General features: G+C 59.6%; 20 protein-coding genes. 14 read left to right on the forward strand and 6 right to left on the reverse strand.

Going from position 1 to position 24,377, the window contains the following annotated elements:
- The first annotated feature begins 3 nt into the window (after positions 1 to 3).
- The 6 genes from CHU95_RS03655 to CHU95_RS03680 all read left to right on the forward strand — a co-directional run bounded on the left by CHU95_RS03655 (position 4) and on the right by CHU95_RS03680 (position 4,906).
- Positions 4 to 246, forward strand: a complete 243-nt coding sequence (locus tag CHU95_RS03655) for a F0F1 ATP synthase subunit C (RefSeq protein ID WP_094453853.1) — start codon at positions 4 to 6, stop codon at positions 244 to 246.
- A 4-nt stretch (positions 247 to 250) separates the two neighbouring features.
- Complete coding sequence (locus CHU95_RS03660) at positions 251 to 967, forward strand: F0F1 ATP synthase subunit B (RefSeq protein WP_094453855.1); 717 nt, start codon at positions 251 to 253, stop codon at positions 965 to 967.
- Complete coding sequence (locus CHU95_RS03665; RefSeq protein WP_094453857.1) at positions 964 to 2,442, forward strand: F0F1 ATP synthase subunit alpha; 1,479 nt, start codon at positions 964 to 966, stop codon at positions 2,440 to 2,442. The genes CHU95_RS03660 and CHU95_RS03665 overlap by 4 nt, the downstream gene beginning before the upstream one ends.
- Entirely contained in the window at positions 2,439 to 3,197 is a 759-nt protein-coding gene (locus CHU95_RS03670) for a F0F1 ATP synthase subunit gamma (RefSeq protein ID WP_094453859.1), read from the forward strand. The genes CHU95_RS03665 and CHU95_RS03670 overlap by 4 nt, the downstream gene beginning before the upstream one ends.
- 70 nt (positions 3,198 to 3,267) lie before the next feature.
- A complete protein-coding gene (locus tag CHU95_RS03675) occupies positions 3,268 to 4,062 on the forward strand; it encodes a motility protein A (protein ID WP_094453861.1) in 795 nt (264 codons plus the stop codon).
- Positions 4,052 to 4,906, forward strand: coding sequence for an OmpA/MotB family protein (locus CHU95_RS03680; protein ID WP_165771988.1), 855 nt, complete (start codon positions 4,052 to 4,054; stop codon positions 4,904 to 4,906). Before CHU95_RS03675 ends, CHU95_RS03680 begins: the two co-directional genes overlap by 11 nt.
- A 3-nt stretch (positions 4,907 to 4,909) precedes the next feature.
- Here the strand turns inward: CHU95_RS03680 and CHU95_RS03685 are convergent, their stop codons facing one another.
- Positions 4,910 to 6,172 (reverse strand): hypothetical protein, encoded by a 1,263-nt coding sequence (locus tag CHU95_RS03685; protein WP_094453865.1) that lies wholly within the window; start codon positions 6,170 to 6,172, stop codon positions 4,910 to 4,912.
- Between the two features lie 210 nt (positions 6,173 to 6,382).
- Here CHU95_RS03685 and CHU95_RS03690 point away from each other — a divergent pair, with 210 nt between their 5' ends.
- Genes CHU95_RS03690 through CHU95_RS03715 form a run of 6 tightly spaced genes read left to right on the forward strand, consistent with a single transcriptional unit; the run spans position 6,383 to position 10,631 of the window.
- Positions 6,383 to 6,724, forward strand: coding sequence for an ArsR/SmtB family transcription factor (locus tag CHU95_RS03690; RefSeq protein WP_094453867.1), 342 nt, complete (start codon positions 6,383 to 6,385; stop codon positions 6,722 to 6,724).
- 29 nt (positions 6,725 to 6,753) lie between these two features.
- Positions 6,754 to 7,260 (forward strand): arsenate reductase ArsC, encoded by a 507-nt coding sequence (locus CHU95_RS03695; RefSeq protein WP_094453869.1) that lies wholly within the window; start codon positions 6,754 to 6,756, stop codon positions 7,258 to 7,260.
- A complete protein-coding gene (gene arsC, locus CHU95_RS03700) occupies positions 7,257 to 7,682 on the forward strand; it encodes an arsenate reductase (glutaredoxin) (protein ID WP_094453871.1) in 426 nt (141 codons plus the stop codon). The genes CHU95_RS03695 and arsC overlap by 4 nt, the downstream gene beginning before the upstream one ends.
- Positions 7,683 to 7,723: 41 nt before the next feature.
- The gene (gene arsB, locus CHU95_RS03705) at positions 7,724 to 8,791 is read left to right on the forward strand and encodes an ACR3 family arsenite efflux transporter (protein WP_094453873.1); all 1,068 of its coding nucleotides are present in this window, start codon (positions 7,724 to 7,726) and stop codon (positions 8,789 to 8,791) included.
- A 5-nt stretch (positions 8,792 to 8,796) separates the two neighbouring features.
- The gene (gene arsH / locus CHU95_RS03710) at positions 8,797 to 9,558 is read left to right on the forward strand and encodes an arsenical resistance protein ArsH (RefSeq protein WP_094453875.1); all 762 of its coding nucleotides are present in this window, start codon (positions 8,797 to 8,799) and stop codon (positions 9,556 to 9,558) included.
- Positions 9,555 to 10,631 carry an ArsO family NAD(P)H-dependent flavin-containing monooxygenase gene (locus tag CHU95_RS03715; protein WP_094453877.1) on the forward strand — a complete coding sequence of 359 codons (1,077 nt, stop codon included), beginning with the start codon at positions 9,555 to 9,557 and terminating at the stop codon, positions 10,629 to 10,631. Before arsH ends, CHU95_RS03715 begins: the two co-directional genes overlap by 4 nt.
- Positions 10,632 to 10,994: 363 nt before the next feature.
- Here the strand turns inward: CHU95_RS03715 and CHU95_RS03720 are convergent, their stop codons facing one another.
- The gene (locus CHU95_RS03720) at positions 10,995 to 12,101 is read right to left on the reverse strand and encodes a DUF3089 domain-containing protein (RefSeq protein ID WP_165771989.1); all 1,107 of its coding nucleotides are present in this window, start codon (positions 12,099 to 12,101) and stop codon (positions 10,995 to 10,997) included.
- Positions 12,102 to 12,366: 265 nt separating this feature from the next.
- Here CHU95_RS03720 and CHU95_RS03725 point away from each other — a divergent pair, with 265 nt between their 5' ends.
- Both CHU95_RS03725 and CHU95_RS03730 read left to right on the forward strand, forming a co-directional pair.
- Positions 12,367 to 13,821 carry a flavin monoamine oxidase family protein gene (locus CHU95_RS03725; RefSeq protein WP_165771990.1) on the forward strand — a complete coding sequence of 485 codons (1,455 nt, stop codon included), beginning with the start codon at positions 12,367 to 12,369 and terminating at the stop codon, positions 13,819 to 13,821.
- A gap of 329 nt (positions 13,822 to 14,150) precedes the next feature.
- Positions 14,151 to 16,466: a TonB-dependent receptor gene (locus CHU95_RS03730; protein WP_165771991.1), complete on the forward strand. Its 2,316-nt coding sequence runs from the start codon at positions 14,151 to 14,153 to the stop codon at positions 16,464 to 16,466.
- A gap of 439 nt (positions 16,467 to 16,905) precedes the next feature.
- On the opposite strand, the gene CHU95_RS03735 is transcribed toward CHU95_RS03730, so the two are convergent.
- The 4 genes from CHU95_RS03735 to CHU95_RS23015 form a co-directional block, all read right to left on the reverse strand.
- Positions 16,906 to 17,937 (reverse strand): GGDEF domain-containing protein, encoded by a 1,032-nt coding sequence (locus CHU95_RS03735; protein WP_094453883.1) that lies wholly within the window; start codon positions 17,935 to 17,937, stop codon positions 16,906 to 16,908.
- 79 nt (positions 17,938 to 18,016) lie between these two features.
- Complete coding sequence (locus tag CHU95_RS22810) at positions 18,017 to 19,474, reverse strand: methyl-accepting chemotaxis protein (RefSeq protein WP_094453885.1); 1,458 nt, start codon at positions 19,472 to 19,474, stop codon at positions 18,017 to 18,019.
- The gene (locus CHU95_RS03745) at positions 19,471 to 21,321 is read right to left on the reverse strand and encodes a putative bifunctional diguanylate cyclase/phosphodiesterase (protein WP_094453887.1); all 1,851 of its coding nucleotides are present in this window, start codon (positions 21,319 to 21,321) and stop codon (positions 19,471 to 19,473) included. Before CHU95_RS03745 ends, CHU95_RS22810 begins: the two co-directional genes overlap by 4 nt.
- A gap of 251 nt (positions 21,322 to 21,572) precedes the next feature.
- Positions 21,573 to 24,029, reverse strand: coding sequence for a methyl-accepting chemotaxis protein (locus CHU95_RS23015; RefSeq protein WP_094453889.1), 2,457 nt, complete (start codon positions 24,027 to 24,029; stop codon positions 21,573 to 21,575).
- Positions 24,030 to 24,377 lie beyond the last annotated feature (348 nt).

Here is a 24,377-nt window from a genome sequence, read left to right on the forward strand (position 1 = left end):
CCCATGAGCATTGAAATGATCAGTATCCTAGCCGCCGCCCTGGCCGTCAGCTTTGGCGCCATCGGCCCGGCCCTGGCGGAAGGCCGGGCGGTTGCCGCAGCCCTGGACGCCATTGCCCGTCAGCCGGATGCCGCCAACACCATATCCCGGACCCTGTTCGTGGGACTGGCGATGATTGAGACAACGGCCATCTATTGTCTGGTCATCGCGTTGCTGGTGCTGTTCGCCAATCCGTTTGTGGGTTGACACCATGCACCTGGACCCGACAACGCTCGCTCTGCAACTGGTCAATTTTCTGGTCCTGGTCTTGCTGTTGCGGCGGTTCCTGTTCAGGCCCGTACTGGCCGCCATCGACCGGCGAGAGGCGGCCCAGACGACGAGGCAGCGGGATGCCGAGGGAATGCTGGCTGAGGCCCAATCGGCCCGCGACGCAATCGCTGCCGACCGCGCAGCCCTTGCAGCCGATGCTGCCGCTCTGCGGGCCCAGGCACGGGACCTCGCGGAGGCTGAGCGGCGGCGCATCCTAGACGCGGCAAGACAGTCAGCGGACGGGTTGCGTCAAGCTGCAACCGATCGCATCAATGCCGAACGCCGGCAGGCGGAAGCCGAGTTGGCAGAGCAGGCAGGGACCCTGGCGCTGACCATGGCACGGCGGCTGCTGGTTGATACATGGCCGGATCGGGCGGATGCTGTCTTCGCCGCAGCGCTGATATCCGAATTGACCGATATGGAACCAGCCCAGAAAGCGACTTTGCTGGGCACCAACGAACGGATCACCGTGACCATAGCGCGCCCTTGGCCAGAACAGCGTCGGCTGGCCTTGCAGTCTGTGCTGCCGTCTGACCCGGTGGAATGGGTGGTCGACCCGGACCTGATCGCTGGGGTGGAACTGTCCGGCCGCCATCATCTGATCGATCTCAGTTGGCGGGCCGCTCTGACATCTGCGCAAGAAGGCTTAAGGGAATGACCGACACCCTTTCCCTGGCATTGGCGACATGGACCGGGCGGCAGCGGGACCGATTGTTGGCCGATCCTTTATTCCTCCCGGTCTGGCAACAGCGCGGGCGCGTCACCCATATCGGGGACGGCATCGCACAGGTCAGCGGATTGGACGGCGCCGCTGCCGATGCGATGTTGCTGCTGCCCGGCGGTGTGCGCGGCTTGGTGCTTGACCTGGATAGAGACCGGTTGGGCTGCCTGCTTTTGGGTGATGGCACGGCGATCAAGGCCGGTGATCCGGTCAGTGTGGCCGAGGACGTCCTGCGGGTGCCCGTTGGCGATAGCCTGCTGGGGCGAGTGATTGATCCCCTGGGAAGGGCGCTTGATGGCAGAAGCCCCCCGGTTCCGGACCGTTTTGACCCGGTTGAGCGGGCGGCACCATCCTTGACCGAGCGTGGCATGGTGTCGCAAACAATGCCAACCGGTACCACCATCATTGATGCCCTGTACCCGATCGGTCGGGGGCAGCGCGAATTGATTGTAGGCGACCGCGCCACCGGCAAGACCAGTATTGCGGTTGACGCCATGTTGGCGCAGTCACGCACCGACATCATTCCTGTTTACTGCGCCATTGGTCAGCGCGCATCGGCCGTCGCCGACGTCATCTCCAGCCTGAAAACAGCGGGCATGATGGAGCGCGCGATCATCATTGTTGCCGCCCCCGATGCGGCCCCCGGCCTGCAATGGATCGCACCCTTTGCTGCCATGACCATGGCGGAATTCTTCCGCGATGCGGGTCAGCATGTATTGTTGGTGCTCGATGATCTGTCCAAGCATGCCGCAATGCACCGACAGATCAGCCTGCTTCTGCAACGCCCCCCCGGACGTGAAGCCTTTCCCGGCGATATCTTCCATCTGCATGCCCGGTTGCTGGAACGATCGGCCAAATTGTCAGCGGCAGCGGGGGGCGGGTCACTGACCTGCCTGCCGGTGGTGGAGACGCAGGCAGGGAATCTGTCCGCCTACATCCCGACCAATCTGATTTCCATCACCGACGGGCAGATCGTGCTGGATGCCCGGCAATTTCAATCCGGCCAACGCCCCGCCATTGATGTCGGCCGATCTGTCAGCCGGGTGGGGGCACGCACCCAACATAAAATGCTCCGCCAACTGGCTGAACAGCTCAAACTGGAATATGCGCAGTTTTTGGAACTGGAAGCCTTTACCCGGTTTGGTGGATTGGTGGATGAACGCACGCGCCACACCGTCGACCGCGGGCGACGGCTACGGCGTTTGCTGGCACAGCGCCACGGCCGGCCGCGTACCCTGGGCGCGGAAGTGGCCCTTCTTCTGGCCCATGAGGAAAACCTGATGGACGGACTGGATCTGGCGGTCGTTGAACGGGTCCGGGACGCCATCGTAGCGGGCGTCAATGGTACCGACCCCACCGACCTGCACTCACTGCGCCAGATTATTGCCGACGCCAGGGAAAGAGCAACATGAGCGTGGCCGCTCTCGACTATCGTCTTTCAACCCTCACCGCGCTTCTTGGCGTCGTGGAGGCGTTACGATCCCTGACCGCCGCCAAACAGCAGAAGGCCCTGTCGGTTCTTCCCGCCATCGATGGCTACGCGGTGGCAGCGCAGGAATGCATCCGTCTGCTCGCCCCCGAAAGGGCGACGGCAGGCGATAAGGTTACCATCGTACTGGGCCCCGATGCAGGTTTCACAGGGGGGCTGGCGGGCCGTCTTGCTGCGGCGGTTCCGGTAGGTTGTAGTCCGTTGGTTGTCGGGTCGCGCCTGCAGGCAGCTTTCCATGCCCGTTCCTGGCCTGTGATCACCGTGGAAGGGACATCAAGCCGCGTGGAAGCCCTGCCAGCGCTGGCCACGAAGCTTACCAACCTCCTGCCCGCCGACGCCGCGGTCGCCGTGATATCGGCAAAGGGGCACGAAATTGTGTGTACCAAGCTGCCGCCACTGGCAACGCGGCCAGGGCGTCATGACCTATTGATGCCGTTGCCGGGAGAAGTTCTGCTGGCCGCCGCCGGGCAGCAGGATCGTGAAGCCCGGCTTTTACATCTTTTGGTGCTCAATCACGTCGCGGAACAGATGGCGCGGCTAACAACCCTGACCGGGGCGAGGGAGCGCATCCGCGACCGGTGTGCGTCGCTATCCGTCGAACTGTCCATGGCACGCCAGGACGGAATCAGCCAGGAAATTGCCGACCTCTGGGCGGGTCGGCGGGTCCTTCAACATTGAGATGAATCAAGGCTGTCGGTCGCATGCGGTGATATTCATTTCCTAGGTGAATTTTTGCGGTTTTCCGACAATGGCCCGTGCAGGCTCTTCCCGTTTTATCCTGACTTCTGTCCTGGGTATCCTGGCCACAATCGGGCTTCTCTGGTTTGTGACCCATGCCAGCGGCGATGCCCGTTTCTTCTATAACGAGGAAGGGTTGGTGATCGTCGGCGGCGGCGTGGTCTGTGTCACGCTGCTGGCGTTCCGGGGGGATGAGATCCGGGCGGCCCTGTCCGCCATTGCCGCGGTTTTTCGTGGGACCGGCGGCCTGGACCGCGAAGTGGCTGATCTGATGGACGTATCGAAACTTCTCTATGCCAAGCAGATCGCCGCTGCCGACGAACGGGTCCGCAAGGTGAACAGCCCATTTCTAAGGCTGGGCCTGCAAATGGTGGTGGATGGGGCATCGCTGGACGACATCATGCATGTCATGAACTGGCGTATCCAGAAACAGGCGGAGGCAGAGCAGGCTCAGACGCGGTTCTTCCGCGTGCTGGCATCCTTCGCCCCGGCCTTTGGTCTGCTCGGCACGCTGGCCGGCATGGTGGGCATGCTGAAGCAACTGGGCGCGGGAGATATCGGCCTGATCGGGTCGTCCATGGCAATCGCCATGCTGGCCACGCTTTACGGCCTGATCCTGGCGAACCTGGTGTTCAAGCCGCTGGCCATCAAGTTGGAACAGCGGACGACAGAGCATGTAGCGCAGTTGAATATCCTGTTGGAAGGCGTGGTGTTGGCCCATCTGAACCGCTCACCCTCGGTCATTCAGGAAACGCTGGCCTCCTATCTGATGGATGTGCACGAGGAGGTGGGCCGTGGCCGTTGAGCAGGAACGCCGCAACGGCGCCGTCGGACACTACCGGGACACAGACAAGGTTCGGAACGCCGCCCGGTGGAGCAGCAATGCCGGTACCCGTGCTGGCGAACCGGCTGAAGAAAGCGAGGAGTGGGTAATCAGTTATATGGACATGGTCACCGTATTGATGACCGTCTTCCTGGGCATGCTGGCCATCATGGGCATGGACGGGCGTCTGGCTGCTCCCAGTGCAGCAGAACGTGCAGCCGCCGCCGCAGTAACCGAGGCATTGCAGCAGGATGTGCCAACGCAGCCCGTCGCGCCGATGCCGCCAGTTGCCCAGGAGGGGCCTGCGCCTGCCGCCACCACCGATGCCAATAGGGTGATGCCGACCCTTCCCGCCCCTGTCTCTCTGACACCCGGCAACAAACAGTGGCTTGACCGGTTGGCGGCATTGGGGCTGCCACCCGATATCGATATCAGTGCCACGGAACGCAAAGTGACCATTGTGGTGCGCGAACGAATCCTGTTCGCGTCGGGTTCCGCTACGTTGCAACCGGCTGCGATGGAGTTGCTGCGCAAGCTGTCGCCATCCCTATCGGAATTGCCGGGCAGCATCACCGTGGAAGGTCACAGCGATGATCTGGCCATCAGCACCATCCGTTTCCCCTCCAACTGGGAGTTGTCGGCCGCGCGGGCAGCCGCCGTGGTGCGTGCCTTGGCTGGCATGGGGATTCCGCCGGTACGGCTCGCTGCTCTTGGTCTCTCCGATAGCCGCCCTCTCACCAGCGATCCAGCAAGGCGGGCCGAAAACCGGCGGGTTGAAATCGTGGTCGATACTGATGTGACAACAGCACATGCCGCCACGCGGTGACCATCAACTTGCCGATTGACCGCCACCGAACAGCCGCGACCACCAGGAGGTAGGCTTCTCCGTTTCGGCCGTATCGTCGATATCTACCTGGACACTTTGCACCCGTGCGGACGCCGCGCGGTCCGGCCGCGGTTCTTCGCCGATTTTCAGGCCGTCACGATAGGCACGGTTGGCGGCCGCCCCTTCCACATAGCGAAAACCCAGACGTCGGGCATCTTCCAGGGCCTGGTCGTCGCGGCACCGGGTCAAAATGCAGCGCGCGCGGGCAACCGGTCCCAACCAGGCAATACCCGCAGATAAATCCAGCGGGGCGCTGTTATCACCCAGCCAGGGAATACGGTACCAGTCCACCACCGGCAGTTCGGTGTCTGACGGTGCTATTGCGGGTATGTGGTCGATGGCGACAGCGATTTCATCCGCTTTAGCCCGTCCTAAGGCCTTGCGGAACAGCTCCCGGTCGGCGACCCATTCCAGAAAGGGCATCTCCACCACCAGTTTGCCATGCAAACGCGCCGGGAACTGCGCCGTCATTTCACTGAACTCATCGGCTGCCACTGTATCGGCGTGCAGTTTGACGGCGATGGGCAGGGTGTGGACGGCATCATCACGCAACAGATTATAAAGCATCCGGCGATCCAGCAGGGCGGTTGCCTGATCAAACAGCCACGGTTCACGCCGCATATGAGTAGCGAACAGACGGTCCAAGGCTTCGATGGAAACTGTCCGCTCCACCATCACCGGGACCAGTCCCTGCTCATCTTCGAGCCGGAAGATCATTTGCTCGCGCAGCAGCGAGGAGAGGTCAACCGCGTGCAGCGTGCGCTCCATCTCCAAGAACTTGTCCAGTGCATCCGCCGCCGGTGGTGCGTCGGGATATTGCTGGGTCCCTAACCGCTCGACCATGTCACGCACAGCGTTGGCAAACTCATCAGCTTCACGCGACAGATCGAACCACGTTGTTTGCAACTCACCCTTCTGATGGGTGGCAAGAGCCTCCACGACTCGGCCCAAGGCCTGACGGCGTTCCGGGAGAAGACTGTCGGGAATGGAGAGAACCAGCTTGTCCTTGCCTGAATCAAAAAGAACAACATTCGCGCCATCGGCCGTAGGCTTCACATCCCCGACCAGCAATCGCCGCAGCGTACGCCGGAAGTCAAGCTCATCAAGGTGCAGTAATCCAGACAGATCAAGAATGGCAGCATGCCGATGCGGTTTGTCCCGCCGGTAATGTTCTGCAACGCCAAGTAATCGGGAGAGGTTTTGCATCCGTATCCGCCCTTCATACCCGCAGCTAGACATACCGCCATACCCAACCATTAATACAGTATAATGACCGTTTTCGTCACCTGGGTAGACAACGTGGACTGTCCTGATCTGACAGGCTCGCGCTGCACGGCGCAATGACATAACGCAACCTTCGCCACCCAAATTGTCAGATCACTTGACACAGATCAATAATTCTATAATTATTGAATTATGGAATCAAAACACGCCATAGAAGCTTTCGCCGCCCTTGCCCAGGAAACGCGGCTCTCCATCTTCCGCCTGCTGGTGCAGCGGGGGCCGAACGGCCTGCACGCCAGCGAGATCGCCGCCCAGGTCGGCGTTCCCGCCTCCACGCTGTCCCACCATCTGGGCATCCTGGAGCGGGCGGGCCTGCTTCGGTCCTGGCGGGTGCAGCGGCAGATCTTCTACGCGACCGACTATGAGGGCACGCGCAAGCTGGTGGCGTTCCTGATGGAAGATTGCTGCCAAGGCCGCCCGGAGATTTGCGGCGGCATCCAGGTGCCGGTCTGTGCCGGCGATTGCCCGGATTGACCTAACTGACGCTCGCCAAAGGAGACATCATGTCCGAGCGCGTTTTCAACGTCCTGTTCCTGTGCACCCACAACAGCGCCCGCAGCGTCATGGCGGAATGCATCCTGAACAAGGAGGGCAAAGGCCGGTTTCAGGCCTTCAGCGCCGGCAGCTTGCCGTCTGGCCGCATCAACCCCTTCGTGAAGGACCTGTTGGAGAATCTCGGCCATGATACGGCGGGCCTGCGTTCCAAGACCTGGGATGAGTTCGCGACCCCGAACGCGCCGCAGATGGATTTCATTTTCACTGTCTGCGACAACGCGGCGGGAGAGGTGTGCCCGGTCTGGCCCGGCCATCCGATGACGGCACATTGGGGCTTTCCTGACCCATCCTCGGCCACTGGCACCGATGCCGAGAAGGCGGCCTTCACCGCCGACGTGTTTCGCCAGATCCAGCGCCGGCTGCAGCTGTTCATGAGCCTGCCACTGGCCTCACTGGACAAGCTTGCATTGAAACGCAAGCTGACGGAAATGGGACAGCAGGGGGCCATGGCATGACCGGCATCACCATCTATCACAACCCCGCCTGCGGCACCTCGCGCAACACGCTGGCCATGATCCGCAACAGCGGCGTGGAGCCGACAATCATTGAGTATCTGAAGACCCCACCCGACCGCGAAACCCTGGTAGACCTGATGACGCGCATGGGCGTGCCGGTGCGTGATGTGCTGCGGGAGAAGGGTACGCCCTATGCCGAACTGGGGCTGGACGATCCGACCCTGCCGGATGATGCCCTGCTTGATGCCATGGTTGAGCATCCGATCCTGATAAACAGGCCGATCGTTATCACGCCGCTGGGTGTGCGCTTGTGCCGGCCATCGGAACGCGTGCTGGACATCCTCCCCGATGCGCAGAAATCCGCCTTTGCCAAGGAAGATGGCGAGGCCGTCGTGGACGAGGCCGGTAACCGCCTGCGCTGATCCTGCTTCCCCTGCCAATTCACGCCCCAAGGTCCGCCATCGTGAGCCAAACTGCACCCGCCCGCCGTCTCTCCTTCCTCGACCGATACCTGACCTTGTGGATTTTCGCCGCCATGGCGCTGGGCGTGACCTTGGGCAGCCTGTTCGAGGGGTTACCGGCGGCACTGGACCGGCTGTCAGTGGGCACTACAAACATCCCGATCGCCATCGGCTTGATCTTGATGATGTATCCACCACTGGCCAAGGTCCGGTACGAAGAGCTGCATCAGGTCTTCGCCGACAAGCGTATCCTGGCCCTGTCACTGGTCCAGAACTGGGTCATCGGGCCGGTATTGATGTTCGCCCTGGCAGTGATTTTCCTGGCCGACCAGCCGGATTATATGACGGGCCTCATCCTGATCGGACTGGCCCGCTGCATCGCGATGGTGCTGGTCTGGAATCAGCTTGCCTGCGGATCGAACCAGTATGTGGCGGGGTTGGTGGCATTCAACTCCATTTTCCAAATCCTGTTCTTCAGCGTCTATGCCTGGTTCTTCCTGGGGTTCCTGCCGCCGCTGCTGGGGCTGGAGGGCAGCGTCATCGATGTGTCCTTCTGGACGATCGCAGAGGCGGTGCTGATCTATCTGGGCGTGCCCTTCCTGGCGGGGTTCCTGACCCGCAAGGTCCTGATCCGCGCCAAGGGGGAAAGCTGGTACGAGCAGCGGTTTTTGCCCCGCATTTCCCCTATCACCCTGACCGCCTTGCTTTTCACCATCGTCGCCATGTTCAGCCTGAAAGGCGGTGATGTGGTCCGCCTGCCCCTGGATGCGCTGACCATCGCCGTACCGCTGACGCTCTATTTCTTCATCATGTTTTTGGTCAGTTTCTTCATGGGGCGGCTGATTGATGCCGATTATCCCCGCGCCACTTCCGTTGCCTTTACGGCGGCAGGCAACAATTTCGAGCTGGCGATTGCGGTGGCCATCGCCGCCTTTGGCCTTGCGTCCCCCGTGGCGTTTGCCGCCGTTATCGGGCCGCTGGTGGAGGTGCCGGTGTTGATCTTGATGGTGCAACTGGCCCTGTGGCTGGGCCGGCGCTGGTATCCCGCCACCGCACCGGCCAAGGAGTGAACCAGATGAACCGTCTCCGTCCCCTGCCCGATCCAACCCATCTGCCGGCACTTGACCCCGCCTATGTCCATCAGCGGCCAGCGCTGGGCCTGGGGCCGCTGGACCCCAAACCGCGTATCCTTCTGCTGTACGGGTCGCTGCGCGAACGTTCCTTCTCCCGCCTGGCGGTGGAGGAGGCGGCGCGCCTGTTGGAGTATTTCGGCGCAGAGACACGGATCTTTGATCCCGCCGACCTGCCGTTGCCTGACCAGGTCAAGGGGGACGACCATCCGGCCGTGCGCGAACTGCGCGAGCACTCCATCTGGTCAGAGGGACAGGTCTGGTGCAGCCCCGAACGCCATGGCCAGATCACCGGCATCATGAAGACGCAGATCGACCACCTGCCCTTGGCCATAGGCGGCATTCGCCCCACCCAGGGACGCACCCTGGCCGTCATGCAGGTCTCCGGCGGCTCCCAGAGCTTCAACGCCGTCAACACCCTGCGCATTCTGGGACGCTGGATGCGGATGGTGACCATCCCTAACCAGTCCAGCGTCGCCAAGGCTTTCCAGGAATTCGATGAAACCGGGCGTATGAAGCCATCGGCCTATTATGACCGTATCGTGGATGTCATGGAGGAACTGGTCCGTTTCACCGTGCTGCTGCGCCCCCATGCCGACCTGTTGGTAGACCGCTACTCAGAACGGCGGGAGGCCAGCAAACCCGTCAATCCTGCGACCGATCTTACAACTCTGGCCATCGGTGGTGGATCGGGCCAAGCATCATGACGGGGCGCGAGGTCGATATCGCGATCATCGGCGGTGGGCAGGCCGGGCTGGCCACCGCCTATCACCTTCGCCGGGCCAATATCGACTTTGTTATCCTGGATGGTGAGGCGGCACCGGGTGGGGCATGGCGGCATGGCTGGGACAGCCTGCGCCTGTTCTCCCCCGCCGCCTACAGCTCCCTGCCGGGCTGGCCAATGCCGCCAGGTGACGATGATTACCCGTCCCGAGACGCCGTCATTGACTATCTGACCCGGTATGAGCAGCGCTATGCCTTCCCCGTTCACCGGCCCGTCCATGTTCAGACGATTGCAGATGACGGCGACCGGCTGCGGATCATGACCGACAAGGGGGCGTGGCGGGCGAGGGGCGGTGTCATGGCCACGGGCACCTGGCGCCACCCTTATATCCCAACCTATCCGGGGCAAGAGCTGTTCGAGGGACAGCAGATCCACTCTGCCCATTACGGCGGACCCGAACGGTTTGCCGGACAAAGGGTGCTGGTGGTGGGTGGCGGCAATTCCGGGGCACAATTACAGGCTGAGTTATCGCTGATCGCCGATGCGACCTGGGTGACGGAGCGCCCGCCCGTCTTTTTGCCCGATGATGTCGATGGCAGGGTTCTTTTCCAGCGGGCGACCGCCCGTATCAAGGCATTTCAGGAAGGGCGCACGCCGGATGCACCGCCTGGCGGGCTGGGCGACATCGTCATGGTGGCCCCGGTCAAGGCCGCACGGGATCGCGGCGATCTTGGCAGTGTGCGGCCCTTCGTCCGGTTCACCAGGACAGGCGTCATGTGGGGTGACGGCACACAGACCGACATCGACACTGTGATCTGGTGTACGGGTTTCCGCCCTGCCTTGACCCCCGTTGCCGAATTGGGCCTGATCGAACCGGATGGCACGGTGGCGTTGGACGGTACCCGCTGCCGTCTGAACCCCAAACTATGGTTCGTGGGGTATGGCACATGGACCGGCCCCGGTTCCGCGACACTGATCGGCGTGGGCCGCAGCGCCCGCGATACCGCGGCGCAGATGATAGCGGCACTGACAGACGGCCTTGCCATCCAGAACTGAAACCATCTGGCGATCAGACCGTGCTTTCTTGTGACACGCCGGATGAGATTGGATCAACCGACCGGCGGCCCGCGACGCTGCCGCCCTACGCCTCCTTGCGACGTCAGGGCTGCGTTCCATCTTGGACAGTGGGCTGGTAACCCGCTGCAACTGGACATGCCCAGGCAAAGGCAGGCACCGTTTACTAAGTGTCAAGCCGCTGCCTGAAAAAGGACAGCGCTGTTACGGCGGACCAGCGTGCAGGGGCCGGCCGCTTCAATGACCCGTCACCGATACAGGGTATCGTTCCACTGTCCAGCTTGGACACAAGCCGGGGACGCCCCGCTGAAACGGGCACAAAGCGGCACCGCAACGCCGAGACGGCTATTGCAATTCACGGGGTGCATTACGTTGAAGGAAGGCCTGAACGCGATCTGCGGCATTGGCGCGGATGTCGGCGTAGAACAGTCCATAGTCATGATAGTGCATTGATCCGCCGGGCAATGGCGACAGACCGAGATCCGCAGAAGGCTGAACGGTCAAGGTACCGTTGTTGCACCGGGCTGATACCGATTTCGCCAGCAGGGGCTTCATCGGGGCGTTGCCGGGTGTCCCGGTAACGCTTCCCTTGGCTTGTTCTGCGCTGGATTGTGGTTGATCAATATCGAAGGTCACGGGATTAACGCACAAAATGCGCTTGCCGGGGTCGTCGCCATACCGATCAACATAGCGCTTTTCCGCAAATCTGTTGACCATTGCAATGTTGAACTCCGGCAAGCTGGCATTCCAGGCAACAACACAATTGATGCTGTCAGGCTTGTTGCAAATGGTGATCGTTTTGAAGGTCTTGCCGAAATCACCTTCCGACAAATTCACCCCAACAATATAGGCGGCGACCATCTGTTTCACCAGCGGCGTTCCATCGATGCGGCGTTCCAACAGGTCCTGCAAATGGCGGGCACCCTGGCTATGTCCAGCCAGAATGAAGGGACGGCGGTTATTGTCATGCTTGAGGTAGTGATCGAAGGCCCGTTCCACGTCTGAATAGGCCAGATCGAATGCGCGGGCGCCGTCCCCGTCCATGGCCGTGAGCGCCAAGGTGGAAGCCTGTCGGTAGCGCGGGGCATAGATATGGCAACAAGCGTTGAACACACCACCTTGGCGCATCACGACGCTTTCATCGGTCCAGGCATTGGTTTGGGTGTCGGCAATGTCCTGGTTCCAGCGCACCGTGCTGCGGAAGGTTGTCGGATGCACATAAAAGACGTCGATATCGGTCCCCAGGCGGCCGGGCGCCGCACCAGCGGGCACGATAACGCTCATCCCCGGCGCATCGGCGCGCGCAGCCCAGCTTTCCGCTTTGGCATAATCAGGGGCAGGCGGTGGCGTTTGCATTGCAAAGCTGGCGGGCGTTGGATCGGCGCCAAAGGCGATGGATGAGGTTGTCGTCACCAGAACTGTGAAGGCGAACAGACAGAGGCGCGATCTCATGTTTGTCTCCAGCTTGCTGATGAAGCGACGGTAACGCCATGGGGGCACGCTCCTGGCATACACCATTGCCGCCGTCCATCCAGTGGACAGTCTAGGAAGGCAATCATTCTGTCCGTAAAGTCTTCTGCCATCGTGTCGGCAGCAAAACAGCCCGTAGAAACAACAGGTCCTCAGCCCCCCGCGTATCGGCGTTACCGGTTTTGGGTTTAAGAGGAGCTGTTGCATCAGAACAGGATGGAGCGTGATGGTCACGAGACGGCACTTTTTGGCAACTTCCGCGGCCCTGACCCTGCTGCCCGGCGTCGCATTGGCAGAGGAAAAGTCCGATGTCGTGATTATCGGGGCCGGGCTTTCTGGCCTGAACGCTGCCAATCTTCTGGTTGAACAGGGTTTCAAGGTCATCGTGCTGGATGCCAATAATGTTGTTGGCGGTCGTGTTCGCACCCACCATACCGCCAATGGCCCCATTGATGTCGGCGCCAGTCAGATCGGTCGTTCCTATGCCCGGGTCATCGACGCCTGCTGGCGTTATGGGCTCAAGCTGATCCCGGAAGACCGCGACCTGCTGAAATTCGGCGCTCATTACCAAAATCATTGGATAGATAATGCAACCTGGGCATCGCACCCCCTTAATCGATGCGAGGGCGAAGAGCGTTCCATCCCCCCGCTGATGATGGGATCGCGGTTGGCTGGAAAATACAATCCGCTGAAAAACATAGATGATTGGCTCGACCCGAAATTCTCTGAATATGATGTGAGCCTGCGCACCCTTTTGCGCCAGAAGGGACACAGCGCGCAGGCCATTGAATTGGCGGCCCTGTCCGCTCCTGGCATAGGCATTGATGAAACGTCGGTGCTGCGGATGTGGCAGGAGGAGACACGCGGCGCCCTGGACCGGAAGTTCGGCACCGACGTGAAGACCGACGCCCATAAGGACCACCCCTTTGGCGAAGCCCATACCCGGGACATTGTCAATGGCTTGACCTCCACCTCCAACATCGAGGGTGGATGCCATTTGTTGCCCCTGGCCATGGCAAGGCCGCTTGGCGATGCCGTACGCGTTAACAAGAAGGTGGTGCATATTGAGCTGTCATCCTCCGCTGGCGCTGTGACCTGCGCCGATGGCAGTCGGTATCGGGGACGGTTCATCATTTCCGCCGTCCCCTTTACGGTCCTGCGCAAGGTCAAGATTTCCGGTCCGCCGGGCCCCAGCGTAGCCCAGGCGATTGCGACCATGCCCTACGCCAACACGGCCCGACTTTACCTGACGGTTGATCCGTTCTGGCTGGAGGACGGGTTGCCACCCAGCTTCTCCACCGACGGACCGCTTGGCATGTTCTGGGCCATTGACAATCACAAGGGCACAGGCCCCCATCGGGCCATGATCGTCCTGGTCAGCGCCGTCGCGCGGGAGATCACCAAACGAGGAACAGAGCAGGCTGTTCCGTTCCTGCTGTCCGAACTTGCCCGCCTCCGTCCTGCCTCTGCGGGCAAGGTTCGGGTCAACACCTACATGGACTGGGGCGCCGATCCGCTCCAATTGGGGTGCGGGTTCAGCCTGGCTCCCGGACAGGTCAATAGTTTCGCCCGCACCATGCTGGAGCCATGGGAAGTCATGCACTTCGCTGGCGAACACACCCGACGGAGCGATTTCGGCATGGAATCCGCGATGGAAAGCGGCGAACGCGCAGCGCTGGAGATTATGGCCAGAGCAGCGTGACATTGCTGTTGCTCCTGTCCCTGGCCAGCGGCTGGTGACAGGAGCAACCGTGTGCCGCACAAGGTCGGGCGGCGGCCTCCCAGTGGCAACCGGCCGTCTGGGTGTTGCAAGTTAGGCGGCAGAGCCACTGTCTTAAAATGGTCCTCTGCATAACAATACTTCCGCCGCCATAAATTTAAGCATGAATAAGGGTGGTATTCAAAATAGCCGACAGGTGGATATCGGTAAACAGTCTCATGTATTTGGGGTTATTTAAAAATAAACTTAGAAAACGAAGAAAACCAGCTTCGACGCTTTTTACGCGACACAAGAACAGGTGGAGGGTTCACATGTGGAACTATGCGAAGTTACTGACGGGTGTGTGCACAGCGGCGCTGACCTGTACAATGGCCCAGGCTCAATCAGCGACAGAGAGCCAAGCCCCAGCAACTGAAAGCCTGCTGCTGGAAGAAATTGTTGTCACCGCGCGTCTGCGCAGTGAAACGATACAGAGCGTGCCATTGTCGATCTCTGCCGTGACTGAGAAAGAGATTGAGCGTGCCGGTATCGTGGATATCGCCAGTCTTGCGGGCAATACCGCTGGTCTGCAACTGGATAGCACCGGCGGCAAGATAACCACCACACCAGTGGTGCGCGGCCTTTCACAGGTCTCGCGTTCGGATGATGAAAACAATGTTCCGGTCTTCATCGACGGTGTTTACGTTTCTGGCCGCGATGGTATTGACGCCAGCCTTCTGGATGTCGAACGGATCGAGGTGGTGAAGGGTCCACAGAGCGCACTTTACGGCCGGAATTCCTATGCCGGTTCGATCAATTACATCACCCGCAAACCGACAGACACGGCATCGGGCGGCGCATCCTTTACCGTTGGCGATGATGCGAGACTGGGCGCCAAGGCTTCATTGTCCGGCCCCTTGGTAGAGGATGTTTTGTTCGCCCGTGTCGGTGCCGCCTATGACAAATGGAACGGTTCCTACGGTAACAGCTCGCTTCGCATTGGGGGTTATGAATCGCGCTTTGCATCCGGTGGGCTGCGGCTGGTCCTGGACAGTGGCTTCGAAGCCAATCTGAACAGCTATTATGCAAAGGACGATGTTGGCCCCGCCCCACAGATCATGTTCGCTGGAAATTGTGAGCTGATTTCCGGGGCCCTTGGGGCGTGGTGCGGTGCCTATCCCAGCTATGATGATCCCGATCTCTCCGGGTACGACACGCGCGCCAAGGGCACGCACCGTGTCACAACACGGTCCAGTCTGAACATGACCCAGGATGTCGGCGATACGGTTCGCCTGACCTCATTATCCGGGTACAACACGTTGAAGACGCGGACATTTCTGGATCTGGACCGCCAGTATAAGGGGCTTCCGTTCACATACGCCCTTCCCAACGGTCAGACAGGAACCGTCAACCTGACCGCATTACAAGGCACCGGTGGCGACAGCTTTGATGTCAGCCAGGAATTTCGCATTGAATCGATCAGTGACAGCCCGTTGCAGTGGCTGGCAGGCGTCAGCTATTACGGCTATCGTTTGAATACAGATGCGCCTTACGCCATCGATACCACACCCGTTCCCACTGGCGCCCGGCTGACATCGGTCGGCGGTGTGGTTTTTGCTGCCGGGTTACGGCCCATTCCCAACGCTACGCTGCAAGACGATTTCTTCACGGCCTTCTTCTCACGCAGCCGAAAGGAAACAGCAACCTACGCTGCCTTCGGCGCCATTGAGTACACGTTCGAAAACAATATCACCGCCCGCGCCGAACTGCGCCACACATCCGAGAAGAAGACGCTTTTCCAGTATCTGGCCACAAGCACCTCTGTAACCGACGAAACCTTCAAATATCTGACCCCACGCTTTACGCTTGATTACCAGGCGGACACCAACCTGCTGCTCTATGCCTCGGCTGCGCGGGGCGCCAAGGCCGGTGGCTTCAATGCCTCCGCACCAACAGCCGACGAACTGCCCTTTGGTCCTGAGTTCAACTGGACCTACGAGGTTGGTGTCAAAAGTGACCTGCTGAATCGCAAGTTACGGGTCAATCTGGCATTGTTCAATGTCGAGATGGATGGCATCCAGATTACAAATCCCTCCACTGTGTCGCCCACCATCTTCCTGACCCGCAACGCCGGTACTGGGCGCAGCAGAGGCTTTGAACTGGAACTTATCGCGAAGCCCGCAGACGGCCTCACGCTGCAGGGGTCGTATTCGCTGGCAGATTCAAAGTTCGTGAACGCGCTTGACGGGTCACTTCGTTCCTATCCCAGCTATCGCACGAATTTTGATGTTTCCGGCAATGCGCTGCCCCGCCAGGCCAAGCACTTGTTTAATGCCAGCGCACAATATGAGACGTCGGTAACCGATAGCCTGGATGGCTATGTCCGCGCCGATATTCAGTATAACTCTCGCAAGAATGGCTTCACGACCCCAAATCTGGGTTACGTCGAGGGCCGTACGGTGGTGAACGCCAAAGTCGGCCTGATCCGTGATCAGCTCGAAGGATCGCTATGGGTCCGCAATCTGTTCAACGACAAGACCCCGTTGTTGGCACAATCGGCACTGATGCTGAATACCTTGGGGCGCCAACCGACGGTCCTGCTACCTGACCTGCGAAGCATTGGTGCGACCGTGAGTTACAAGTTCTAAGCCACAACCGGACCCTGGGCACCTCCGGGGGGCATTTGGAATGCCCCACCGGATCGGTTTAGCGGCTTCCCCTCGCTGCTGTGACAGTTGGGTGGCATAACCTCGCCTGCCAAACCCGCCCTTTAAGGGCGGGTTTGGTGTTAAGTGCCGGCTATAGTGTGTGGACAGGTGTTGGTTCGGTCCAGCATGGCCCATGTTGGCAGGCGATCCTGTCCATTGTCAGGCAATGCACCCTGCGGTCACTGAACCTGTTCCTGATGCCCTTAACGAGCAGGTCCTGGAGACGCCTTGTTACGGGGCGCGGCAGATGGCGGGGCGGTCTGTCGCGAGGCCGAGGCTGGATTCTACAATGCCCTGGAACCCCTAGCGGCGACTGCTTAACTGGTGCATTCAATCCCGCAGTAAACCCCGCGCAGAACATGGCATCAACAGCTTTTTTTCATCTGTTTACCCCACACACAATGTTGCGATTACCGGCCTTGGCGGCATAGAGCGCACGATCTGCCCGTTCAATAAGGGAATGCGCTGTTTCAGTGCCCCTATATTCCGCAATCCCAAATGACATGGTGACAGAGCCAACGGGCGTGCCTGATCCCCGTTGTATGATCTTTCGGCTGGCAACAGACGCCCGTAGCCGTTCCGCTGTCGCGGCAGCCTGCTCAACACTGATACCGGGCAGGATGATGGCAAATTCCTCGCCCCCGTACCGGGCGACCGTGTCGCCTTCGCGCACCAGCGACGTTAAAAGACCGGCGACCGACCGTAGAACCTGATCACCAACAGTGTGTCCATGGGTATCGTTGAACATCTTGAAATGGTCGACATCCGCGATGATGAGCGAAAACGGATGGTTTTCAGCGCCCGCGCGGGCGATCTCGTTTCGCAGTACCGTGTCAAACCGACGGCGATTGGCGACGCCAGTCAGGCCATCGGTATTGGCCTCAAGATGGACGGAAGCCAGAGTCGATCGCATGGTCTGCAGCTCGGTTGCCGAGTCCTGGAGCCGACCTTGAAGTTGGAGATTATGGGTGACGGTCTTTGCCGTGCGCCGGGCCAGAGCGGAAATGATATCATGTAAAGGAACTGACGACAGCGAAGACGACTTCAGTGCAGCAGATGTTTTGTTAAGGATATCGGCATAGTCATTTGCCTCCTCACTGGCATCACGGAGGGCTGATACGGCAATATCCAGTGCCTCTTGTAAGGCGAAGCTTGTATCCTCAACAACCTTCGCCTCGGCTGTGCCCGATAGAAAACGTCCAAATAAACTCTCGCAGTCCCCATCCGTTGGGCCGTTGCCGGCGGCAATTATGGTGGCGATTGCACTCACCAAGTCGGGGATGTGTCCGGCGTGATAGGTGTACCACACAGCATAGGCGGCCGGCGTGGGAGCAATCCCATAACGCGACAGGCTGGCGGCAGCAGCGGCGCCGAACTTCCTGGCATTATCCAAGGTATCATCAAAATTCATCTGAGGCCCCAGATCCTAGGCAAAAGACCATACTGAAAGATTGCGCAATCTTAAGATGTTTGTTCTAGCTGGATTAGAATTAACCCGCTTCAGCCCTGATACGATCCAGAAGGTGCGTCAGGGCGTTGCGCAAGCGGTCGGTCCGTTCCGCAACACGGCCCGCAAGCTCCGACACGCTATCCGCACGGTGGCTAGCATCAACCCAGTTGGCCACCATGCCAGATCCGCCAGTCGCAGTAGACTGCGCGATCCGGGCCGCTTCTGTGGCACCCTGCGCGATCTTTCGCGTTGCGGCATCCTGTTCCTCCACCGCCGCAACAATAGCAGCACTAGCCGCGTCGACCTTAAACACCGCCTCCAGGATACTGGTCACCGCCTCGGCCGCGGAACCGGCGCCATGCCGAATGGCCGCGATGCGGTCACCAACCTGCGCGGTCGCCTTCGCTGTCTGTCCGGCCAAGTGTTTGACCTCTGAGGCGACAACAGCAAAGCCCTTGCCGGCCTCCCCTGCCCTTGCGGCTTCAATCGAAGCGTTGAGAGCGAGCAGATTGATGGTTTCTGCAATTTCCGTAATGGCAGAGACGACATCCTGGATACTGTCGGCAGCATGGCGGAGTTCCAGAACCGCTGTCTGTGTCGTCCGTGCAATATCGGCGGCCCCGCGTGCGAGCGCAGAGCAATGGGCGGTTTGTCCGCTCACCTCGGCAATTGCACCAGATAGTTGCTGACTGGCGACGGCCACGGCCTCTGCACCTATCAGTGCTTCACGGCCATCATCGGCCATGAGTTCCGACGCCTTGGAGCCTTTCGCAACCAGGTTATGCAGGCTTTCAGCATCGGTGGCCGCCACTGCGGCTTCACTGGCGACCTCCCCGGCAAGGCCACCGACCTTCGCTTCCAACTCTTCCGCCACCGCGACTAACAGCCGTCCACGCTCCTGCTTGGCGCGCCTTTCTGCTTCCTCTCGCTCATTTACCATCAAGGTCAATGACGCATGCGCCGATTCCGCCTCCACCAGGGCAGTGGCGGCATTATCAAAGGCGCGCGCCATGGACATGGCCAACCAGCCAAGAAGGGCGCCGCCAAAGATCGTCAGCCAGACCTCCGCCAGTATCTGGACCAGGTCCACTCTGCCAACCCCAGGCATGTCCGCCAGGAATGCACTCAGCGTCAGCAGAACCGTTGTTGCCACGGCAACGCCGACGCAGCGCCAATCACTGAAACCAACCAACAATGCGGTAAGCACATGCACATAGGTCACCATTGCCGTCTGCCAGGGATGGCCGGCGACGGCCACGACCGACATGGACGCAGCCACAGGCAGACTGACAGCCATCACCAGCCTTACGGTTGGGCCCGGGGAAAATCGCCACGCGGCAACCGCAGCCCCAAGGCTCAGCAGAGCAACCGCTGGCTCCACCAAGGAGACCGTACCGGACACCAACACAGTCAGCACGGCAATCGTGGGGACCTGTAAGGCGAGAAGGGCAAGAACCAGGATGGATGTCAGTGCACGTAACCGTTCGACGGGTGTCATAGGGCCATCCTCCGCAGGGCTTGGGGCGTGTTCGGCTGTGCTCGACCAAGTACGGTGCCACGGTTTCTTTCAATGAACGCCATCAGCGCATCCACCGGCATAGCTCGGGCATAAAGCCAACCCTGTCCCGCTTCGCAGCCGAGTTCGACCAGGCGTCGAGACTGTTCGACTGTCTCTACGCCCTCGGCCACTAAGTCCTTACCCAGTGCGCGGGCCAACGCGACCACCATCCGAACAATTTCTTCCGATGAACGGCTGTCGATCATATCCGAGACAAAGGATCTGTCGATTTTAAGCGTGTCGATCGGAAGCCGTTGGAGCAGCGACAAGGTCGCATAGCCTGTGCCGAAATCATCCAGGGCAATTCGGACCCCCATGGCCCGTACGGCCTGGAGTTCGGCAATCGCGCCTTCCATGTCATGTGCAAACGCCGTCTCCGTGACCTCGATCTCAACCAGTTCCGGCGGCACTGTGCTGGCGCGCAGCAGGTCACGCAGCTTTGCTGCCAGAAGACGACCGTCCAACTGTACAGCAGACACATTGACCGACACCGGCACCGGCGGCAGATCCGTCTCCATCCAAGCAGCCAGGGCTGCGAATGCCTTTTCAAGGGTGATCTCACCAATTCGATGGATCAGACCGCATTCCTCAGCCAAGGGAATGAACTGTGCGGGCGGAATGTCACCTGTGCCTTCCAGATGCCAGCGCACCAGGGCCTCAGCCCCTATCACCGCGCCCGTTTGCAGATCGACCTTGGGCTGAAAGTGCAGTGCGAGCGTGTTCGTCTCAATCGCCTTACGCAAAGCGCGTTCTTGTGTCTGCCGTGCCAACCGACGGGCAGCGCTTTCTTCGGTATGGATGGCGACCCGATGGTGCCCGGCTCGGCGAGCGTCATCAACGGCAGCAATCGCATTGCGCAACATCAACTCCGACTCTTCGCAAGGGTCGGCGCAAGGCCCGGTATGGATTACGATGCCAGCCGATGCCGTCAATGGGTCGCTCAGAACGGCGTCCTTGCCAGCGTTGGCAATGGCCAACTGCATGTCGCGGACGAGGGACAGCGCATCATCATTATCAATTGGGTTTGCAAGCAGGACAGCGAACTCATCGCCGGCCAGTCGGGCGAGCAGATCTGTAGCGCGTAGCTGCTGCCTGAGGGCGCAAGCTGTCCGGTTCAACAAACGGTCACCGCCTTCATGACCGGCCTGTTCATTGACGCGGCGAAACTGGTCAATGTTCATCACAATGACCGTAACCGAGGGCACACCGGTCCGGCCAAGAGCAGCGCGCAGTTCATTAACAAAGCAAAGGCGGTTCGGCAATCCAGTGAGGCCGTCCGTAAGCCGGCTTTTGACCGAACGGGCCTGCAGGCGACGACGCGATGACACATCCGTAAACAGGGCTACGTGAAAGACATCACCGGGCACGTTACAGGGGAGGCGGTAGATGCGGGTCCACTCACTGATGGCCTGACCCGCTTTGTTCTGGGTCCAGAGGTCGCCTTCCCAGAAACCCCTATCCTGTAACATTTGCCACATCTGCCTATAAAATTCGGGCGTTGAACGGTCGGTTCTCCACATGAACGGCTCCTGACCAATAAGTTCCGCAGGAGAGAAGCCCGTAATTCTAGAAAAGGCAGGATTAACGAAAAGGATGCGGTTATCTGTGCCCGTGACCATCAATGCATCGTTGGTCGCACTGGCGACCACGCCCGTAAAATCAGGGCAGGTCAGGTCCAGGAACTTGCCAATGCTGGCGTCGGTGGTCGGCATGCTTGCCGCTCCTTTCGAACCCTTGGCCGCGTAAGATGACGCGGCTGGTTCATTATTTGCCGTCAACTCGATCATCGTGGCTATGATTCAAATCAATTCAGATAAGTATTCAGTCGGGTAGTGCCAAAACCGCTGTCGGCAACAGCAGCAACAAACCTGGGCATGCGTGAACATAAACCGACCCTGGCCAAGCTTCTGCCGGACTTGTGCCCCAACAGGCAAAGACCGGCAGACATGAGCAACATCTCGCAAGAAGGGCTGCACGCCAGAGGACAGGACTTGATTTGTTGATGAGCCGTCGTTCATTTGACAGTCTAGCGCGTGTGTCAACTTACATTTAGCGAGATCATGCCCGCCGACGCGGAGGTGAAACGCTTGACAAATTCACGGTCTGGATTGGTGAAGCGGATGTATGTACGCTCTTCTTCATTTGCGCGGACCTCAAAGCTTGTGCGGATGGACAGTTTGGGGATCTCGATGGTCCCGTTTGCCCCTTCCCGCAGGCCGCTGATGCCATGGATCCCAGCACCACCTTGGGAAATGTCTATCAACTGTCCTGAGTGGCGCGAGCTTCCGACTGTCACCGTGCAGGCTTCAGCACACTTAAAGCGCTGATACATACGACGGTCCGCCTCTCGGGTCGACGTGCGAACAATGCGCACCATCTCCCGCTGGAGGGCACCCACGCGGTCAGCAATCTCTACGGCACCCTTCTGTACCTCTGACGCCTGTTGGCCGGACTGCTGTGCATCCCGACTTACCTCGCCAATAAGACGGCTGACTTCCTGTGCTGCTTTGCTGGTCTCGGTGACGTTGCGTGCAATTTCCTGTGTCGCAGCACTCTGTTCTTCTACCGCGGCACCTACCATGGTTGTGACCTGATCGATAGAGCCGATGCTTGTCCCGATGCCGGAAACCGCTTCAACCGCTTCCTTGGTAGCAGCCTGGATGGATGTGATCTGACGGGTGATCTCTTCGGTGGATCTGGCGGTCTGCGTGGCCAGTCCTTTGACCTCCGCAGCGACAACCGCGAAGCCCTTTCCGGCCTCGCCGGCCCTGGCTGCCTCGATGGTGGCATTCAACGCCAGAAGGTTGGTCTGGCTGGCAATGTCGCCGATCAGATGGGCGATCTCACCGATTTTGCCCACTTCCTCCGACAGTTTCTCGATGGCTCGTTGGGTCTTGCCACTATCGGCAACGGCGGACTTTGTCACACTGCCGACCTGCGTAATCTGGTTGGCAATCTCACTGATGGAAGCCGACAGTTCCTCTGTGGCCGAAGCAACGGCTTGAATATTGGCCAGCGCTTGATCAGCCGCAGCAGCCACGCTTTGAGAGTGGGTGCTAACCCGCGTTGCTGTTTCAGCCATGACCGAGGCTTGGCCCGACATGTCCTGCGTTTCACTGTAGACTTGCTCGACAACAACAGACGAACCGTTTTCCACCGAACCGGCCATGTCGTTCAGGGCCTTGGATCGCGCAATCCCAGCCACCCGTTCCCGCTCTAGCCGTTCCTGGGTCGAGTATGAGAGTTTCGCCCGCATTGCCCGTAACTGCGCGAAGGGTCGACGGAATTCTGCGATGACAGGATTTTCGATCACGGCATCGAAATCGCCCCGCGAAACGGCGTCGAAATGCTGCTCAAGCCGGCGCATCGGGTTGCGCATGGCGGCCATCACCAGCCACGCAAAGACCACCGTCAGCCCGATCGCAGCGGCGAGGATTGTAAGGTCAGTGACGAGATGTGTCCGCCCCGCCGCAGTACCTTCCGCGATCGTTGCCGCGACTTCATCATTCTGGAACTGGATGAGATCGCTGATCTGTGTACTGACCGGGTCAATCGACTGGTAGAGCCGTGTCTTCACAAAACTATCCAGGGCGGCTGCATCCTTTGACGAAAGGATATTCTCAAGGTCCCGCACATCCTTGTCAGCGACCGCCATCGTCTGTTCAACTTTTGCGAGGATAGCGCCTTCATGAGGGTCTGAATCCCCTTCCCCATCGGTGCCCTTGATCGCGACCCAGGCCTTTGCGATTTTGGCCCGCGCTTGCTTCACTGAGGCCGCGCCGACGTCCCAACTGGTATTTCCATTGCGGACCTTGTGTGCAGCATCGACAATGTCCACGGCATAGGCATCAGAAATGATTTTGAGGCTGGTGGCGTGAGAAAAGGGGTCGTCGCGAATGAAAGCCAGGCGATCATTCTGTTGAGCCATGCCCCAGATGCCCAATATGTTGACAATACACATAAGCATCAATGTCATTGCAAAGGCAGCAAGAAGGCGTCCCTTGAAGCTGTTTGCGATCATGGTGATCCGGGCCGCGAGCCCCTGATGAACAATGAACCCGTCTTCGATCTTCACATCCTTGGCTTCGCCCGTCCGCATACGCGCATAAAGAGCCTCTGCGGCGGCCACCTCTTCACGGGACGGCCTTGAGCGGATGGAGATGCAGGCGGCCAGCTTTCCGTCTTCGATCTGTGGGGTGACGTTGGCCCGGACCCAATAATGGTCGCCATTCTTGCATCGGTTCTTAACGAGCCCCTCCCAGGCCCGACCCGCCTTGACGGTGGCCCAAAGATCAGCAAAGGCCTCTTTTGGCATGTGCGGATGGCGCACCATGTTGTGGGGGGAGCCGAGGAGTTCATCCTCAGTAAACCCGCTAATGCTGACAAACGCCTGATTGACGAAAGTGATGCGCCCGCCGGCATCCGTCCGCGATACCAAGACCTCATCAGCGGGCAGATCGACTTCACGTCCGGTTACCGGTCCATTGTCCCGCATAAGATTCTCTCCCCTTGAGGGCTTAGAGGCTGATTCTATTTAAACGAACAGCTTTTAATTGTCCTCTATCTAGATCACAAATATTCCCAACAGCCAAGCACAGACTTTAAGCTTGCCGTGAGAATAATAACTAACACCGATGGCGATTGAGGGGTCACAACTGATCGGGGTTAAGCAAAAAATTTCATCTAGTGGCAAATATAACGCCCGATTATCAGAAATATATATGGAGCCTTTTTTGGGTAACACACGAATTATTGCCATTTAGTTTTGGCAATTTTTCAAATATTGCGTTCTTTTTGTCAATTTATTCTATATCTTCACGGGAAATACTCTCATAGGCGCCAG

Source organism: Niveispirillum lacus (genome assembly GCF_002251795.1).
Lineage (GTDB): Bacteria > Pseudomonadota > Alphaproteobacteria > Azospirillales > Azospirillaceae > Niveispirillum > Niveispirillum lacus.

Bases quoted from the DNA above. Each gene is read 5' to 3' on its own strand.
- CHU95_RS03655 (WP_094453853.1), top strand. From the start codon at position 4: ATGAGCATTGAAATGATCAGTATCCTAGCCGCCGCCCTGGCCGTCAGC.
- CHU95_RS03660 (WP_094453855.1), top strand. From the start codon at position 251: ATGCACCTGGACCCGACAACGCTCGCTCTGCAACTGGTCAATTTTCTG.
- CHU95_RS03665 (WP_094453857.1), top strand. From the start codon at position 964: ATGACCGACACCCTTTCCCTGGCATTGGCGACATGGACCGGGCGGCAG.
- CHU95_RS03670 (WP_094453859.1), top strand. From the start codon at position 2,439: ATGAGCGTGGCCGCTCTCGACTATCGTCTTTCAACCCTCACCGCGCTT.
- CHU95_RS03675 (WP_094453861.1), top strand. From the start codon at position 3,268: ATGGCCCGTGCAGGCTCTTCCCGTTTTATCCTGACTTCTGTCCTGGGT.
- CHU95_RS03685 (WP_094453865.1), bottom strand. From the start codon at position 6,172: ATGCAAAACCTCTCCCGATTACTTGGCGTTGCAGAACATTACCGGCGG.
- CHU95_RS03690 (WP_094453867.1), top strand. From the start codon at position 6,383: ATGGAATCAAAACACGCCATAGAAGCTTTCGCCGCCCTTGCCCAGGAA.
- CHU95_RS03695 (WP_094453869.1), top strand. From the start codon at position 6,754: ATGTCCGAGCGCGTTTTCAACGTCCTGTTCCTGTGCACCCACAACAGC.
- arsC (WP_094453871.1), top strand. From the start codon at position 7,257: ATGACCGGCATCACCATCTATCACAACCCCGCCTGCGGCACCTCGCGC.
- arsH (WP_094453875.1), top strand. From the start codon at position 8,797: ATGAACCGTCTCCGTCCCCTGCCCGATCCAACCCATCTGCCGGCACTT.
- CHU95_RS03715 (WP_094453877.1), top strand. From the start codon at position 9,555: ATGACGGGGCGCGAGGTCGATATCGCGATCATCGGCGGTGGGCAGGCC.
- CHU95_RS03720 (WP_165771989.1), bottom strand. From the start codon at position 12,101: ATGAGATCGCGCCTCTGTCTGTTCGCCTTCACAGTTCTGGTGACGACA.
- CHU95_RS03730 (WP_165771991.1), top strand. From the start codon at position 14,151: ATGTGGAACTATGCGAAGTTACTGACGGGTGTGTGCACAGCGGCGCTG.
- CHU95_RS03735 (WP_094453883.1), bottom strand. From the start codon at position 17,937: ATGAATTTTGATGATACCTTGGATAATGCCAGGAAGTTCGGCGCCGCT.
- CHU95_RS22810 (WP_094453885.1), bottom strand. From the start codon at position 19,474: ATGACACCCGTCGAACGGTTACGTGCACTGACATCCATCCTGGTTCTT.
- CHU95_RS03745 (WP_094453887.1), bottom strand. From the start codon at position 21,321: ATGATCGAGTTGACGGCAAATAATGAACCAGCCGCGTCATCTTACGCG.
- CHU95_RS23015 (WP_094453889.1), bottom strand. From the start codon at position 24,029: ATGCGGGACAATGGACCGGTAACCGGACGTGAAGTCGATCTGCCCGCT.